Here is a 15,557-nt window from a genome sequence, read left to right on the forward strand (position 1 = left end):
GGCTAGTTGATCGGGCGCCGCTTCTGCTAGGGTTGGTTTCGTGGAATCGCAGCAGATCAAGATCGCCGACATCGCTTTCGGGGGAGGGGCCCCGCTGGGCCTGATTGCGGGGCCCTGTGTCATTGAAAGTCTCGATTCTTCGCTTCGCCATGCCTCGGCGATCCGGAAAATCGCCGAGAAGGTCGGCGTGGGCGTCATTTTCAAGTCCTCCTGGGACAAGGCGAATCGGACTTCGGGAAACTCGTTTCGTGGACCAGGTCGAGAGGAAGGCTTGCGGATTCTCGAGGAGGTGGGCAGGGAGACCGGTTTGCCGATCCTGACCGATGTGCACAGGGAAGAAGACGTCACCGCTGTGGCGCAGGTCGCTGATATTCTGCAGACGCCAGCCTTTCTCTGTCGCCAAACCGATTTCATTCTCGCGGTTGCCGCTTCGGGAAAACCGGCCAATCTGAAAAAGGGCCAATTCCTCTCGCCATGGGAAATGAAACATGTGGTCGACAAGGCACGCACGGTGCCGGGGGCCGAGATCCTCGTCACCGAAAGAGGGGCGAGCTTTGGGTACCAGAATCTCGTCTCGGATATGCGGTCGCTGGTGGTTCTCGGGGAAATCGGTGTTCCCGTGATCTTCGATGCGACCCATAGCGTCCAGTTACCCGGTGGCGCGGGCGGTGCTTCCGGTGGCCAACGTGAGTTCGTGCCGGCTCTGGCCCGCGCGGCTGTGGCGGTGGGCATCGATGGACTCTTTCTCGAGGTGCATGAAAATCCCGCGGAAGCGCTCTCCGATGGAGCGACCTGTTGGCCGCTCGATCAATTAGCCGCCTTGCTCGAAAAGTTGCGCGCCATCGAAGAAGCGGTTCGTGACCGATGACCGCCAAGTTGACCGATAAAGCGCAAGCCGATCTCGATTCGGCGCGCCGCGTCCTCACGATCGAGATCAGCGCGTTGGAGGAGGTCTCTCGTCGATTGGGTGAAGAATTCGCTCAGGCCGTGGAAATATTGGCTTCGATCGAGGGCAAGGTTGTCGTCACGGGTCTCGGAAAGTCCGGACTGATCTGTCGCAAGATGGCAGCCACGCTCGCCTCGACGGGGACGCCAGCGCTCTTCCTGCATGCGGCCGAAGGGCTGCACGGCGATATCGGGATGCTGGCGCGGGGAGATGCGTTGATTGCTGTTTCCAATAGTGGGAGTACGGAAGAAGTGGTTGGCCTGGTCGCGCCTGCGCGGCGATTGGGTTTGCCGGTGATTGCCCTTACCGGCGAGACGGATGCCCCCTTGAGCCGTGCGGCGGATGTATGTTTATCCATTGCGGTTGCGGAGGAGGCTTGTCCTCTGGGGCTCGCGCCGACCGCAAGTACAACGGTTACTTTGGCGATCGGCGACGCGCTGGCGATTGCATTGCTGGAGCGTGGCGGTTTTGCGGCAAACGATTTTGGAACCTTGCACCCGGGTGGAGCTCTGGGCAGGCGGTTGCGCAAGGTGGACGACCTGATGCATCGCGAGGCCCAACTTCCATCTGTCTCCGTGGATGCACCCATGCGAGAGGTCTTTGGTGAAATGACCACGAAAAAACTCGGAGTCACCTGCGTGGTGGATGTGTCCGGATGTCTCGTCGGGATTATTACCGATGGTGATTTGCGTCGGGCGGCCGAGGTGCATGGAGATTTGCGAGGACTTGCTGCATCCGATGTGATGACCTCCGACCCCAAGACGATCCCCGCAGGAGCGGTCGCTGAACAGGCGGTCGCAGTGATGGAAGATCTCGCGATCACGGCGCTGTTCATTGTCGATGAACAGGGACACCCCTGCGGCGCCATCAAGTTGTTGGACCTTCTGCGCGCAGGCGTTGTTTGATGCCGCGACTGCTCCGGGGCGCTCGCCGGCAGCGATACCGCGCCCGTCGCGACCGTTTTTTTGTGGCGTGCATTCGAGGGTTTCGGCGAGGGCTTGGTTGGATCGGATTGCGCCGGGCCTCGATGCTCGGTTCCAGCCTCGGGGGTTTCACGCGATGGCTTTTACGCGGTCCCCGCGCGGTTGCGCGCGGCCAATTGGCGATGGCCTTGCCCGAACTTGCCCCTGCCGAGCATGACCGCATCATCGCCGACATGTTCCGTGGCCTGGGGCGTTCGATGGCCGAAATTATTCTGATGGATGAAATCGCGGCGGATATCGACCACTGGGTGGAGTCGGAGGGATTGGATATCCTCGACCAGGCTCTGGCGAAGGGCCGCGGGGTCATCGTGGTGACCGGTCATGTGGGGAATTGGGAATTGCTGGCCGCTTTTCTGGGCCTCAAGAACTACCCCGTGACCGCGATTGCGACTCCGGTGAAAGGAGAAGCTCTGAATCAGGAGAATATCGATCTTCGCCGGAGGGTCGGTGTAGAGACGGTTCCCAGAGATGGCGCGGGTTCGGCCAAGGCGATTTTGCGGACCCTTCGCGCCGGTCGGATTCTGGGGATTCTGATGGATCAGGATACTCGGGGGAAGGGGGTGGTCGTTCCGTTTTTCGGTCGGCCGGCATTTACGCCCGTCGGCCCCGCCGCGCTCGCGTGGCGAACGGGGGCGGCTGTCGTCGGCATCTTTATCCATCGGGGTCCGCAGGGAAGGCACCGCGTGCGGGTTCGCGAATTGCCGCTGCCAGACCGCGGCAGTGAAAGTGGGGAAGCGCGCGCCGCCTGGCAGGAGGAGGCGACCGCGAGGTTCAATCTCGCGATTGAGGACGAGATTCGAGAACGACCCGACGAGTGGGTCTGGTGGCATGAGCGATGGCGTCGGGGGAAGCTGGATCCGGTTTCATGAGGAGTGTTCAGCAATGAATCGCCGTGCGCGCTTGCGTGTCTTTCTGGTCGTCGTTCTTTGCGTAAGTCTCGGGGCGTTGACTTTTTTTCTGGGCCGCTCGCTTTTGGAGCAGCAGGCCGACGTTGTGAGTTCGTCCGTGCCGGAAATGGCCGATAATATCGAGCAGCGCATTCAAGGATTTCATCGGGTGAACGTGCGTGATGGTGCCAAGGTATGGGATCTGAGTGCACGTGAGGCGCGTATCCAAAAAGGACAGGGCCGGATTCTTGTCGATGAGCCCAGTCTGGAATTACACGATGCGGACTTCGCTCAGGTCAACATTCGGAGCGGCCGGGGCCAGGTGGATTTGAAAGACGGTGATCTGGACCGCGTAGAACTCGATCGGGGGCTGGTTGTGGAGTTCGACGGCTATCGCCTCGAGAGCACCCGTGGCACGTACCTGGGCGAGAGTCGTCACATCGTACTCGCCGATGGTGGCTCGGTCGATAGCGCCGTGGTCGACCTTTCCGGCGAATTTATGCTCCTCGATCTCGAGCAAAGTATTGTTGGCGTCGTTGGCAAGGTAGTGACCGAATTTCATCCGGCGGCCTCGCCTGCGGAATCGGATCCCCCGATGGACGGGCCGGAGGTTGCCGGTCCGTTTGGTGCCGACCTTCTACCCGGTATTTCCTTCAGTGACGCCTCGTCGGATGTGACCATCCGTGCCAAGGAGCTGCAGTTCGATATGAAGGCATCGCGAATTGTCTATCGCGGAAATGTTGAAGTCGAGCAGGGTGACTTTGGCACGCGCTCCGATGAGCTCGAGATTGTCTACGCGGGAGATCCGCAAAGCGGGGAGGCCGTCGCGCTCGACCGCGTTGTCGCTCGCGGTGGCGTCGTGGTTCGACAGAATGATCGGACCGCATGGGGTGATATCGCTGAGTTTCAACAACGGGAGAGAAAAATTCTCCTTTCCGGGAATGCTCGCTTGCAGGAGGGCGATAGCGAAGTCCGGGGCGAGAAACTGACGGTTTTTCTGGACGAAGGCGCCAGCATCATCGAATCCGAGCCGGGCAGGCGGGTTTCGGCGGTTCTTTTCGAGGACGATTTCGGGGCGCAGGAAGAAAGCGATAAGGAAGCCGGTGAATCTGTGCTACCTCAAAAACGACCATGAGCGACACTGGCAGAGCAACGGAAGTGGGCGACGCGCCGCAACTTGCGGCGCGTCATCTCCGAAAAGCCTATGGCTCCCGCGAGGTTCTGCGCGATGTCTCGATCGAGATCACGCCCGGCGAGGTTGTAGGCCTGCTTGGGCCCAACGGTGCCGGCAAGACGACTACTTTTTATTGCGTGGTCGGATTGACCCGACCGGACGAGGGCTCTGTCGCGCTCGGGGCCGAGGACCTCACGGGATTGCCCATGTTTCAGCGCGCGCGCCATGGCATCAGTTATCTGCCTCAGGAAGCATCTGTCTTTCGGGGGCTGACAGTTTCCGAGAATATTCAGGCAGTTCTGGAAACTTTGCCTCTTTCTCGGAGCGATCGCCGCCAGCGGCTGCAGGAGCTTCTCGAGGAACTCTCCATCAGCCATCTCGCAGACACCAAGTCGAGTGCGCTATCGGGGGGGGAACGCCGGCGTCTGGAGATCACACGAGCTTTGGTGATATCGCCTTCCTTCATCCTGCTCGATGAGCCCTTTGCGGGTATCGATCCAATTGCCGTGATCGATATTCAGAAAATTATCGGTCAACTGAAGGCTCGCGGTATCGGTGTGCTATTGACCGATCACAACGTTCGGGAGACTCTGGGCATCTGCGATAGAGCATATATTCTCAATGACGGTACGATCCTCGAAGAGGGGAGCCCTGAAAAAATCGCGAACAGCACCCGCGCGAAAGAAATTTATCTGGGGCACGAATTCCAATTATAAGACTCCATGGCTTACGAGCAGAAAATTTCCATCTCCGGACGACTCCAGCAATCGCTGGTGATCACGCCCCAGCTCAAGCATGCCATCAAGATTCTCCAGCTTTCTCGTGCGGACCTCGAAACTTTGGTCACCGAAGAGATGGAGCAAAACCCGACGATTGAGGAACTCGGCGTCGGTCAGGAAGACTTCGAGGCTGAACAGGATTCCCGCACGCCGGATGAACGGGTCGGGGAGCTGGCTGATCCGGTCACCAACCCGGAGGCTGCCAAGGCTGAAACGCCCGAGCAGGAGCTCTCCCCTGAAGAGTCCCAACTCGGCGATATCAATTGGGAGGAGTACCTTTCCGACTACGCGACCAACGCCACGCAAGGGTCGATGAGCGGAGGGGGTGGTGATTGGGACGAGAACCGTTCCGGCATCGAGAACACTCTGGCACGAGCCTCCTCTTTGGCGGATCATCTGACCTGGCAGGTTCGCATGGGCGGCTTCAACGAATCCGACCAAGCGATAGCCGATGTCCTGATCGGCAACGTGGATGAGCAGGGGTATCTGCGGTTGTCGGTCGATGAGGCTGCTTTCGAGGCCGGCGTGGACACCACCGATGTGGAGTCGGTACTGGGGAGGTTGCAGGAATTCGATCCTGCAGGTGTTTTCGCTCGAAACCTCAGTGAATGTTTGTCCATCCAGCTGCGCGAGGCGGAATTGCCGGCGGACATCCGCAAGAATGCTCTCGCGGTCGTGGATGGTCATCTCGAATTGCTCGAAGCAAAGCGCATCGACAAGCTGGCTCGAGAGTTATCTCTCAGCAAAGACGAAGTCGGCGAGGCTGTCGAGGTCATTGCCAAACTCGAACCCAAGCCCGGGCGAGATTTTGTTTCGGAAGAACCGCGTTACGTGACACCCGATGTCTACGTCTACAAAATGGACGATGAATGGGTCATTCAGCTCAATGACGACGGGCTGCCCAGGCTGCGCGTAAGCAATAGCTACCGACAATTGCTCACCGGAGCCGATAGTGGGGCCGAGGCCAAATCCTATATCCGAGAAAAACTTTCTGCAGCGCAGTGGTTGATCAAGAGCATCGACCAGCGACAAAGCACCTTGAAGCGAGTCACAGCATCGATCGTCGGGTTCCAGAGAGATTTTCTCGAAGAGGGAGTCCGAGCTCTTCGTCCGCTCGTATTGAAGGATGTGGCCGCGGATATCGGGATGCATGAGTCGACAGTGAGTCGAGCCACCTCCAATAAATACGTCCACACTCCTCAGGGTACCCTGGAGCTTAAATACTTCTTTACCTCGAGTATTAAATCCGCGGGTGGTGGCGAAGGCGTCTCGGCCGAATCTGTCAAGGAGAAGATTCGCAAGATCGTTGAAACAGAAGATCCCAGACGCCCCCACAGCGACCAGCATATTGCGTCGAGTCTGGCTGTGGAGGGTGTTGATATTGCGCGCCGCACGGTTGCCAAATATCGGGAGCTCATGGGAATTCTTCCCTCGTCCAAACGGAGGCATATGAAATGAACAGCAACGAAGTCCCTGTCAGTATTACGTTTCGTCACCTGGATTCGACCGATGCCATTCGCGAACATCTGGAAAAAAAATTATCGCACGTGCTGGAGCATATCCCTGCGGCAACCGATGTTCACGTGATTCTAGGCGCCGAGATCCACCACCATCGAAAGACTTGCGAGATTGTTGTGCACGCAAGCCACACGCAATTGACGGCTCATGATGAGGAACAGGATCTATATGCCGCGATTGATCGCGCCACAGCGAAGCTGGATGCTCAGGCGCGAAAATTGAAGGGTCGTGTCGTCAAGGAAGCACGACGCAGCAGCAGTTCGCGCAAGGCGAGCTGAGTACAACTCCTTTAGAGCCTCCACATGACAGTCTCTGATTTACTGGCCGAGGAGAGAATTCTTCCGGATCTTGTTGGGGCCAACAAGACAGAAGTCCTGGTCGAATTGTCGAGGTTGATGGTGCCCTCTCTCCCGGAGGTGAAGGAGGAGACGATTCTGAAGGTTATTCAGGAGCGGGAGGACCTGAACAGCACTGCGATCGGTAGCGGGGTAGCTCTGCCGCACGGTCGTTTGCCGGGGCTGGCGGAGGTTATGGTCGGCTTCGCCCGAACGCGCACGGGTGTGGATTTCGAGTCACTCGATGGCGGCGCTACACATTTATTTTTCGTGCTTCTGGCCCCGGACGATTCGGCGGCGAAGCATTTGAAAGCGTTGGCGAGTATCTCACGATTGTTGATGGATGACGAATTTCGATCCGATCTCCTTCTCGCTCCGGAGTGCGAAATTCTGAACCTGATTCGTACGCGGGACGGAGAGGCTTGAATTGATGAAGGTTTCGGTGCGAGAACTCGCGGAGCTCCGCCCGCAACTCAAGGCCCGCCTGCTCGCGGGCGGGCAGGGTATGGATCGATTGATCCAGGCTCCGCGCATCCAGAAGCCGGCACTGGCGCTGGCAGGCTATCTGGACCAGCTCCATCCGGGCCGAGTGCAATTGCTCGGAAACGCCGAGATCGGATATTTGCGACGGCTCGAGAAAAAGGCAGCGGAAGAAGCTGTCGAAGCTCTGTGTGAGTCGGAAATCTCCTGCATCGTTGTCTGCAACAAGAACCTCGTCCCGGAGTCTCTCCGTCGCGGTTGCTCGAAGCACGATGTCCCTCTGTTTTTATCAGAGCGTCGGACGGCGACGGTCATCCGCTCGATCCATTCATGGCTAGAGGATCGCTTTGCCCCGCAAACAACAGTGCACGGCGTTTTGCTGCGGGTGACTGGATTGGGGATTCTGCTCACGGGCAAAAGCGGGATCGGCAAGAGCGAGGCCGCGCTCGCCCTGCTCAATCGTGGCCACCGTCTGGTCGCAGACGATGTGGTGCTCCTGCGCGAGGCACCTCCGGGCGTCCTGAAGGGTCATGCCCCCGAGGAATTGCGGCACCATATAGAGATCCGTGGTCTGGGCGTATTGAACGTCGCCGAGCTCTTCGGGACGCTGGCGACCCGGGAGGAGACTCCCGTAGACCTGGCCATCGAGTTCACCGACTCCGCGGGTCTGTCGGAGTCTGACCGGCTCGGCATTGAGGATCGAACGGTCAATTTCCTCGGCGTCGAAATTCCCTTTTTACAGATACAGTTGCGGCCTGGTCGTGACATCGCCACTCTGGTGGAAGTGGCGGCACGGAATCAGCATCTCAAGTCCAGAGGAATCCATGGAGCCCGACGATTCGTCGCGGCGATGGATCGGAACTTGCGCCGAGCGGCGGGGCGGAAAAGCGAATGAAGGGCCAATTACGGATAGCTCTGGTCACCGGGCTCTCGGGCTCGGGTAAAAGTACCGCGATCAACGCACTGGAGGACCTCGGGTACTATTGTATTGATAATCTCCCGCCGGAGCTCATCGCGAGGTTTGCCGAGCTTTGTGAAGGCAGCGAGGAGATTTCGAAGATCGCGCTGGGTGTGGATTCACGGGGACGTGAATTTCTTGAAGAGCTGCAACCAGCGCTGGATGCGCTTGAGGCCGGTGGCTACCGAGCCGAGGTCCTTTACCTCGAAGCCGGTGATGATGTTCTGGTGAGGCGCTTCAGTGAAACGAGGCGTCCCCATCCGCTGGCCGACGGTAGTGACGTCAAGGCCGGGATTCGACGGGAGCGTGAGTTGCTCGCACCGTTGCGAGGTCGGGCCAGCCGAGTTTTGGACACGGGAGCATTGACCGGACACGAATTACGTCGGTCGGTCCGCGAGCTTTATGGTGACGAGGTCGTTGCGGGAGCGCTGCAGTTGAACCTTCTCTCGTTCGGGTTCAAATACGGTGTGCCGGCGGACGCCGATATCGTATGGGATGTGCGCTTTCTGCCGAACCCCTTTTATGTTCCGGAGCTTCGTGAAAAGACCGGCCTGAACAAGGATGTATCCGACTACGTTCTCGCAAGTGAGGGAGCAATTCGCTTTGCGCAATTGGCTTGGGAGTATCTTGAATTTACGCTGCCCCTATATGAACGTGAAGGAAAGAGTTATCTCACCGTGGCAATCGGGTGCACGGGTGGCCATCATCGATCGGTGACTTTGGTCGAGAAACTTGGCAAGATGTTGGAAGCCGAGGAAATCGGAGCGGTGCTGCGTCATCGTGATGTGCAACGTCAATGAGATTGCGAGCAGAACCATGAGCATGTTCAAAACCGAAAGTCAGGAAGCGTTGGTCGGCGTGGTGGTCGTGGGGCATGGACGCCTTGCTCTGGAAATGGTGGAGACCCTGTCGTCGGTGGTCGGCCCGTTGGCCGGGGTGCAAGCCGTGGTCTACCAGATGGATGCCGATCCCGAAGAGATCCAGAAATCTCTCCGGACTGCCGTCGATAAGGTGGATACCGGAGCTGGTGCGATTATCTTTACGGATATGTTGGGAGATACAGCCTGTAACGCCAGCATGCATGTTGCTGCGGACCGGCAACATGTCGAGGTGCTGGCCGGGGTGAATATGCCGATGTTGATCAAGTTGACGACCGCAAGGATGGAGATGCGGTCCGCTCCAGATTTGGCCGGCTTCATCCGCCGCTACGGCCAGGATCATATTTTCTGGCCGACCGGAGACCGCTCCCTTCAGGCAGGGGCCGGGTGTTGACGCGTTCTTATGACATTGTGAACCGACTCGGGCTTCATGCGCGCGCGGCGGCACAACTGGTGCAGTTGGCCTCTGGTTTCGCCGCGGAATTGAGCCTTCGCAAAGACGACCAGAGCGTGAACGGCAAGAGCATCATGGGCGTCATGATGCTTGCCGCTGGGCAGGGGTCGGTGGTTGAAGCGACCGCCGAGGGCGAAGACGCCAGCGAAATGCTCGATGCTCTGGGGATCCTGATCGAAGCTAAATTCAACGAGGACCGCTGAGACTCTCGGGATACTCCTGCTGTTCTTCGGACCGCTTCCGAAGGCTGCTCGCGTCGAGGGCTTGTCGTTCTCAGAAGAAGGAGGCGAAGATATCGTCTGCGGCGAGCAGCCCCTGCGGTGTCAGCCGCAGCCAATCATCGGACCACTCCAGCATACCCTGCTCGCATAATTCAGGAATGTGCGGGTAGGCCTCGAGCGTGGGTTCGCCATAGCGGGACTGGAAGTTCCGCGTATCGAGACCGCGGCCTTCGCGGAGAGCGAGCCAGCATACCTCGCCCATGGCCTGCTGCCGGGTCAGTTCCTCGGATTCGTCCTCGGCCAGTCCGGTGCCCTCAACCGATTCCATATATTCGGCGGGCTCGCGCAGGTTCATCCATCGACGACCAAAGGAGTTTTCCGCAGCCTTTCCGGGACGGTAGGAATGGGCCCCGGCGCCGAGTCCGATATAAGGATTGCCGCGCCAATAGGCCTGATTGTGGCGCGCTTCGAAACCCGGCCGGGCGAAATTCGAGATCTCGTAGGCCATGAGTCCGGCTGGCGGGAGGACCTTCCGAATTGTTTCAAACATCTCGGCTTCTTCTTCGTTGCCGAGTCTTTGGACGCGACCACGTTCGAGGTCGCGCGTCAGGGGGGTCCCGGGCTCATAGGTGAGAGAATAGGCAGAGATATGGTCGGGACCGAAGCTCAGGGCCTCGTCGAGGTCGGCCTGCAGTTCTGCGGCGGTTTGCCCCGGAATCGCATGGATGAGGTCGAGAGAGAGATTCGTGAAGGAGGCGCTCCGAGCGTCGCGAAGTGCGGTCCGGGAGTCGTCGACTGAATGCTGTCGACCAAGAGCCCGAAGCAGGTGCGGGGTGAAGGTCTGTACGCCGAGAGAGAGCCGATTGATCCCGGCTTGCCGAAAGCCTCGGAGCCTGTCGAGGTCGATGCTGCCCGGATTCGTCTCGAGAGTAATCTCGGCATTCTCGACAACGGATCCTGTTTCTCGAATACCATCCAGCAGCATGGATATTGTTTGCGGCGCAAAGAGGGAGGGTGTTCCGCCGCCCATGAAGATCGTGCCCACCGAGCTTCCGGCAAACGGACTCTGTTGCATTCGTTGGCGCAGCTCTGCCAGCAGCGCCTTTGCATAACGTTCTTCCGGCCACTTTCGAGCAGCCCGGGTGTTGAAATCGCAATAAGGGCAGAGCTCCAGACACCAGGGGATGTGGAGATAGATCGAAATCACGCTCAATAACGACGCATCAAACCGACGATCACGCCCCGGATTTCCAGATCACCTTCATGGCAGAGAATCGGCGGGACCTGATCGTTGGCAGGCTGCAGTCGGACGCGCCCACCTTTTTCGCGGAAGAAGCGTTTGATCGTGGCTTCTCCGTTGAGCACGGCAACAACCGTTTGGCCGTTGTCGGCCAGGGCGCGGCTTTCCACGACCACGAGATCCCCGTCGAGAATGCCATCATCTCGCATGGATTCGCCGGCAACCTGAAGAACAAAGCTCTCGGCTTTTCGGACGAGCTCTTCGGGGACCGAAACGAATTCGTCATGAAGTTCGGCGGCGATCGGTTTCCCGGCGGCGGCGAGGCCAAGCAAGGGTAATTCCACACTCTCGGAATGCCGTTGTTGTGGTACGATTTCGACGGCGCGGCTCTGTCCGGGGCGCCGGCGAATCATCCCTTTGCCTTCCAGATTGCTCAGGTGCTTGTGGACGGTGGCCAGCGAGGTCAGGCCGAAGTTCTCCCCGATTTCTTCGAGAGTCGGCGCGTAGCCGTATTCGCGAATATAATTGGTGAGGAAATCCAGCAGCTCTTTCTGGCGCCGGGTCATTGTTTTCGAAGATGCCTGCTCAAGCATGGGCGAACAATAGGCGAAAATCTGTCTCGGAGCAACCAGGGCGGCGAAATCGGTTCAGCGGTTTTGACGAATGGCTCGCCGATGTTCCCGGTAGCTGCGGCTGAAGACGTGTGTCCGGTCGTTCCTGGCGACAAAATAGAGGACTTTCGAGTCATCTGCCGGTCGCACGGCGGCGATCAGGGCGGCTTGGCCGGGATTGGCGATCGGCCCCGGCGGTAGTCCCTTGATTTTGTAGGTATTATAAGGGCTTTCGCGATCGAGATGGCTCGGTCGCACACGTCCGGTGTTCCCCGGCAAATCGTAGACGGCGGTCGGGTCTGACTGCAGTCTCATCCCCCGCCGCAACCGGTTGCGAAAGACGGCGGAAATCAATGCACGTTCGCTGGCGACGGCGGCCTCCTTTTCGATCAGCGAGGCCAGGGTGACGATTTCCAGAGGGTCGAGGCCGAGTTCGCGGCCTTCTTCCTGCATGCCGGGCGTAAATATTGTGAAGAATCGTTCGGTCATATGGCGAAGGATTTCTGCGGGCGGTGCGCCGGCGGCGAAGGCGTATGTGTCCGGGAAGAGAAACCCCTCCAGAGTCGGAGCGGGGACGCCCAGATTGGCAGCGAAGGTGGGGTCCCGACCGAGTTTCAGAAAACGCTCGGCATCGCCCAGCCCACCACTCGCCAAAGCGTCTGCCGTCTCCTGCAGGGTCAAGCCTTCGGGGATCACCACGAAGTCCAGCTTTTGTGGTCCACTGACCAGAGCTTCGAGAAGTTCTCCCGTCGTCGCATTCCCCTGGAATTCGTAGTTCCCGCTGCGGATGTTCCTGTCGATGCCGCGCCAGCGCGCCAGCAGAACGAAGAGGCGTGGTTCGCGAAGCAGATTCGCCGACTTAAGGGTTTCCCCTAGCGTCGATAGCGACATCCCGGTTTTCACCGACACGACGACCGCAGGATTTTGCACGGGACCTCTCGCCTCGAGGCTTTGGCGCAAGGCGACACTCATGCTGATCGCGCCGATCAACGCGATCAGCAGCAGGGCGCCAAGAATCTTTTGCAGCGAGAGTGTCATTTGCTTTTCAAACGTAAGGTCTTCGATGTTGTTTCGAAAGGCCACCAAGATTGGCAACAAGTTGACAATTGTGGAAACAATTGCGAACTGAAGTTGTCGTTTGGGGGGATTCGAGCTGCATTTACCGAAGGAATTCGACGCAGCGGTGAGGGGTGGTGGTCGACGCCGTCTTCTGCCGATATGCGTAACTGCCTTGTTGTTGGGAGGAGCTATCGTGATCGGGGATCCGGTCTCGGTTGCTCGCCAGGATGCCCACGCGGGCAATGCGGCGGGGGAGGGGCGTTTTATCCTTCCTCCGGTGCCTCTGGAGAATCCTTTCGCGCCGCGTGCGGGTACCTGCGCACCGACGCAAAAGCAGAAGTTCCTCCGAACCGGAAAGCCGGCTTCGGTCAGGCCGGCGATCGCCGGTGTACGTGGGGGCGACCTGCAGCCGGCCATTCGTGCGCGCATCGAGAAAACGCAGACCGTCCGAAGCGGGGATACCTTCACCGCTCTGATGCGCCGGATGGGTGTTCGCTCGGCGGAGTCGCTGCGCTGGTATCGAGCTGCCAAACCGGTTTTTGATCTGTCCCGACTTCGCCCGGGTCGGGAGATGACCATCTTCTTCGATCCCGACGAGCAGTCGCTCGAAGAGATTCATTACGAAGTCGACCAGTTCGAGCTTGTCGTAGTCGAGCGCGCTCCGGACGGTTCCCTCGAGTCGCGACTCTCCGAAGCACCGGCCATGGTGGAGATCCGTGGCGCCGGTGGTTCGATCGGCTCCAGCATCACCGCCGATTGCATGGCGGCGGATGTCCCGCAGCCGGTCGTGCAGAAACTCAGTGATATTTTCGCATGGGAAATCGATTTTCGTCGCCTGCAGCGTGGGGACCAGTTCCGGGTTCTCTACGAGGTGAAGCGAAGTCTCGATGGCAAGATCACTCGAACAGGTAATGTGATTGCCGCCGAAGTCGTCACGGGGAACAAGACCCATATCGCGCTCCGACATGAGGACGATCGGGGTCGGGCCGGCTATTTTGATCTGGAAGGGCGACCCGTGGCGATGTCTGCCGTTCGTTATCCTGTCGAATTCACGCGGATCTCATCGAAGTTCAGTCGTTCGCGCAAACATCCAGTCTTCGGGCGACGACGTCCCCACCTGGGGGTTGATTTTGCGGCGCCCCGAGGAACTCCCGTCCGCGCGATTGCCGGCGGCCGTATTGTTTACGCTGGCCGTAAGGGACAACTCGGACGGGCTGTACGAATCGATCACGAAACGCCATCCCGCTACGATTCGATTTACGGCCATCTGCACCGAATTGCCAAGGGCGTCAAGCGCGGCGGTTGGGTGCAAAAAGGTCAGGTGATCGGCACCGTGGGCAGCACAGGCGCTGCGACGGGACCCCATCTTCATTTCTCGCTGGTCGAGGGGAAGACATACGTAGATCCCCTCAAGGCACTTCCGGCGGCAGCCGCTTCTACACTCAAACGCCCTGGCCCCGACTTTCATGAGCGCAAGGGCGAGATCGTTCAGGCCATGGCGGGCCTTGCGGCCGAAGGCCCCGTGCGCCTGACTCTGCTCGACGATATTTGATCGCGACCAGAGCCTCTGGCTCTCGCGTCAGGACCAGGGTCGAAAGAGGGCGTGGAAGCCGTGCGGAACTCGGTGCGGGAGGCGCGCTGTTGCGATCGGTCCGTCCTCGACGTGCAACGCATCGAGGAGCAACAATTCAGAGATATCTTCTTCTCCGCGCCAGGCCAGCGTCAGCACATAGCCGTCTCCTTCGCCGGACGGGTTCGCTCGTGGCACAAAGACGGGTTCTCCCAAAAGATCGGTTGATGGCAAAGAGAATGTTTTGACGTCACCGCGCAGGCGATCACTATGCGCTACAGCGTTGTTGGAGAAACCGGGGGGGTGTTCTCCCACCGCTCCGGCGAACCAGCCATGCCGGTAGGGGCCACAGGCGAAACTTTCATCGATGCGCGGAAACTCTCCGCGGACAGGGGCGATTTCCTCGCTGCGGAGTTGGCCCGAGACGAGGTCGAGGTCCCAATGGTGCAGGCTGGCTTCGGCTGATGCACGAGCCGGCAATGAGCCGTCGGCAAATGGGAAGAGCGGAGGTGCCTCGAATTGCAGAACGTCTGCCTGTATTCTCTTGCCGGACTCTCCGGGCACGTCCCATGCGTTCATATAATGAAAGACGAAGGCCGGGTCGGCTTCGATCCAGCGAACTTCTTCGCTCCGACTTCCGCGAGGCAGCACGGCTAGCCAGGAGTTTTTCTCGGGCTCCCAGGCGAAAGCAGACTGCTTGTTCAGGGCTCGTTCAATCGAGAAGGTCAGCGGAAATACCGGAACAACGATAAACTCACGGGTGACGATCATGTCGTGAACCATCGCGGCAAAAGGTGCGCGGAACTTTCGTTGGTAGATCAGCCGCCCATCCGGGGCGATCTCTCCGCACGAAATCGTATCGCTGCCGACGCCATCGGCCATGTATCCGAAGAAAACCAGATTGCCGGTCGCCGGATCGATATGAGGGTGTGCGCTGAAGGGACCACCGTGGGCCCCTCCGAAATCGTTGACCTCGAGCGTTGCAAGACTGAGCGGGTCAAAGGCCAGAGGCGCATGACCCTCTTCCAGAGCGTAGAGTGCTCCGTGATGCCAGGTCATCGCCGTATTGGCCACGCCATTGGATGTTCGATCCGCGAAGCTGGGGTCGTCGTTGGTCGGGTCGAAGGGATTGATCAGGGCACGGTTTGCCGCCGCTTCGGCGCGCCGTTTTTCCGTTTGCAGGTAGCGGTTGCGGTAAGCCACGTTCCCGCCGTCAATATGGAAGGCATGCACCATGCCGTCGCCAGCAAACCAGTGGTAGAAACCGCCCCGCGGGGGGAAAGCCGGATTGGGTCCGATTCGGTAGAAGCTGCCTCGGACTTCCTCTGGCCAGCGACCAGTTGTTTCGAGGGTGGCGTGGTCGAGCTCGGCATGGAGTGGCGCGAAATTGCTCCGCAGATTCGGATGGTTGGGGAACCCTTCGGGAACACCCCCGGGATAAGCTGAGACCATGCTCATTCTCCT

General features: G+C 59.2%; 17 protein-coding genes. 13 read left to right on the forward strand and 4 right to left on the reverse strand.

Annotated elements, in window-relative coordinates; translation table 11 throughout:
- The first annotated feature begins 55 nt into the window (after nucleotides 1-55).
- From kdsA to P8K07_15370, 12 genes are read left to right on the forward strand one after another with little or no spacing between them, the layout of a single operon-like run.
- On the forward strand, nucleotides 56-868 hold the full coding sequence (gene kdsA / locus P8K07_15315) for a 3-deoxy-8-phosphooctulonate synthase (protein MDG1959892.1): 813 nt from the start codon (nucleotides 56-58) through the stop codon (nucleotides 866-868).
- Nucleotides 865-1,851 (forward strand): KpsF/GutQ family sugar-phosphate isomerase, encoded by a 987-nt coding sequence (locus tag P8K07_15320; GenBank protein ID MDG1959893.1) that lies wholly within the window; start codon nucleotides 865-867, stop codon nucleotides 1,849-1,851. The genes kdsA and P8K07_15320 overlap by 4 nt, the downstream gene beginning before the upstream one ends.
- Complete coding sequence (locus P8K07_15325) at nucleotides 1,851-2,798, forward strand: lysophospholipid acyltransferase family protein (GenBank protein ID MDG1959894.1); 948 nt, start codon at nucleotides 1,851-1,853, stop codon at nucleotides 2,796-2,798. Before P8K07_15320 ends, P8K07_15325 begins: the two co-directional genes overlap by 1 nt.
- Before the next feature lie 13 nt (nucleotides 2,799-2,811).
- Nucleotides 2,812-3,951 carry an LptA/OstA family protein gene (locus P8K07_15330; GenBank protein MDG1959895.1) on the forward strand — a complete coding sequence of 380 codons (1,140 nt, stop codon included), beginning with the start codon at nucleotides 2,812-2,814 and terminating at the stop codon, nucleotides 3,949-3,951.
- Nucleotides 3,948-4,706 (forward strand): LPS export ABC transporter ATP-binding protein, encoded by a 759-nt coding sequence (gene lptB, locus P8K07_15335; protein MDG1959896.1) that lies wholly within the window; start codon nucleotides 3,948-3,950, stop codon nucleotides 4,704-4,706. Before P8K07_15330 ends, lptB begins: the two co-directional genes overlap by 4 nt.
- A 6-nt stretch (nucleotides 4,707-4,712) precedes the next feature.
- Nucleotides 4,713-6,227 (forward strand): RNA polymerase factor sigma-54, encoded by a 1,515-nt coding sequence (gene rpoN, locus P8K07_15340; protein ID MDG1959897.1) that lies wholly within the window; start codon nucleotides 4,713-4,715, stop codon nucleotides 6,225-6,227.
- Nucleotides 6,224-6,565, forward strand: coding sequence for a ribosome-associated translation inhibitor RaiA (gene raiA / locus P8K07_15345; protein MDG1959898.1), 342 nt, complete (start codon nucleotides 6,224-6,226; stop codon nucleotides 6,563-6,565). Before rpoN ends, raiA begins: the two co-directional genes overlap by 4 nt.
- Nucleotides 6,566-6,589: 24 nt before the next feature.
- On the forward strand, nucleotides 6,590-7,048 hold the full coding sequence (locus P8K07_15350) for a PTS sugar transporter subunit IIA (GenBank protein ID MDG1959899.1): 459 nt from the start codon (nucleotides 6,590-6,592) through the stop codon (nucleotides 7,046-7,048).
- 4 nt (nucleotides 7,049-7,052) lie between these two features.
- Nucleotides 7,053-7,997: an HPr(Ser) kinase/phosphatase gene (gene hprK / locus P8K07_15355; protein ID MDG1959900.1), complete on the forward strand. Its 945-nt coding sequence runs from the start codon at nucleotides 7,053-7,055 to the stop codon at nucleotides 7,995-7,997.
- Complete coding sequence (gene rapZ / locus P8K07_15360; protein ID MDG1959901.1) at nucleotides 7,994-8,860, forward strand: RNase adapter RapZ; 867 nt, start codon at nucleotides 7,994-7,996, stop codon at nucleotides 8,858-8,860. The genes hprK and rapZ overlap by 4 nt, the downstream gene beginning before the upstream one ends.
- A gap of 16 nt (nucleotides 8,861-8,876) precedes the next feature.
- Entirely contained in the window at nucleotides 8,877-9,332 is a 456-nt protein-coding gene (locus P8K07_15365) for a PTS sugar transporter subunit IIA (GenBank protein MDG1959902.1), read from the forward strand.
- Nucleotides 9,326-9,595, forward strand: a complete 270-nt coding sequence (locus P8K07_15370; protein ID MDG1959903.1) for an HPr family phosphocarrier protein — start codon at nucleotides 9,326-9,328, stop codon at nucleotides 9,593-9,595. The genes P8K07_15365 and P8K07_15370 overlap by 7 nt, the downstream gene beginning before the upstream one ends.
- 70 nt (nucleotides 9,596-9,665) lie before the next feature.
- On the opposite strand, the gene hemW is transcribed toward P8K07_15370, so the two are convergent.
- The 3 genes from hemW to mltG are packed head-to-tail and all read right to left on the reverse strand — an operon-like array spanning nucleotide 9,666 to nucleotide 12,502.
- The gene (gene hemW, locus P8K07_15375) at nucleotides 9,666-10,820 is read right to left on the reverse strand and encodes a radical SAM family heme chaperone HemW (protein MDG1959904.1); all 1,155 of its coding nucleotides are present in this window, start codon (nucleotides 10,818-10,820) and stop codon (nucleotides 9,666-9,668) included.
- Between the two features lie 2 nt (nucleotides 10,821-10,822).
- Nucleotides 10,823-11,446, reverse strand: a complete 624-nt coding sequence (gene lexA / locus P8K07_15380; protein ID MDG1959905.1) for a transcriptional repressor LexA — start codon at nucleotides 11,444-11,446, stop codon at nucleotides 10,823-10,825.
- 54 nt (nucleotides 11,447-11,500) lie between these two features.
- Nucleotides 11,501-12,502, reverse strand: a complete 1,002-nt coding sequence (mltG, locus tag P8K07_15385) for an endolytic transglycosylase MltG (GenBank protein ID MDG1959906.1) — start codon at nucleotides 12,500-12,502, stop codon at nucleotides 11,501-11,503.
- A gap of 214 nt (nucleotides 12,503-12,716) precedes the next feature.
- On the opposite strand from mltG, the gene P8K07_15390 reads away from it, so the two are divergent.
- Nucleotides 12,717-14,075 carry a peptidoglycan DD-metalloendopeptidase family protein gene (locus P8K07_15390; protein MDG1959907.1) on the forward strand — a complete coding sequence of 453 codons (1,359 nt, stop codon included), beginning with the start codon at nucleotides 12,717-12,719 and terminating at the stop codon, nucleotides 14,073-14,075.
- Between the two features lie 27 nt (nucleotides 14,076-14,102).
- On the opposite strand, the gene P8K07_15395 is transcribed toward P8K07_15390, so the two are convergent.
- Nucleotides 14,103-15,545, reverse strand: a complete 1,443-nt coding sequence (locus P8K07_15395) for a carotenoid oxygenase family protein (GenBank protein MDG1959908.1) — start codon at nucleotides 15,543-15,545, stop codon at nucleotides 14,103-14,105.
- Nucleotides 15,546-15,557: the final 12 nt, after the last annotated feature.

It is taken from the genome of Candidatus Binatia bacterium (assembly GCA_029248525.1).
GTDB lineage: Bacteria > Desulfobacterota > Binatia > UBA12015 > UBA12015 > UBA12015.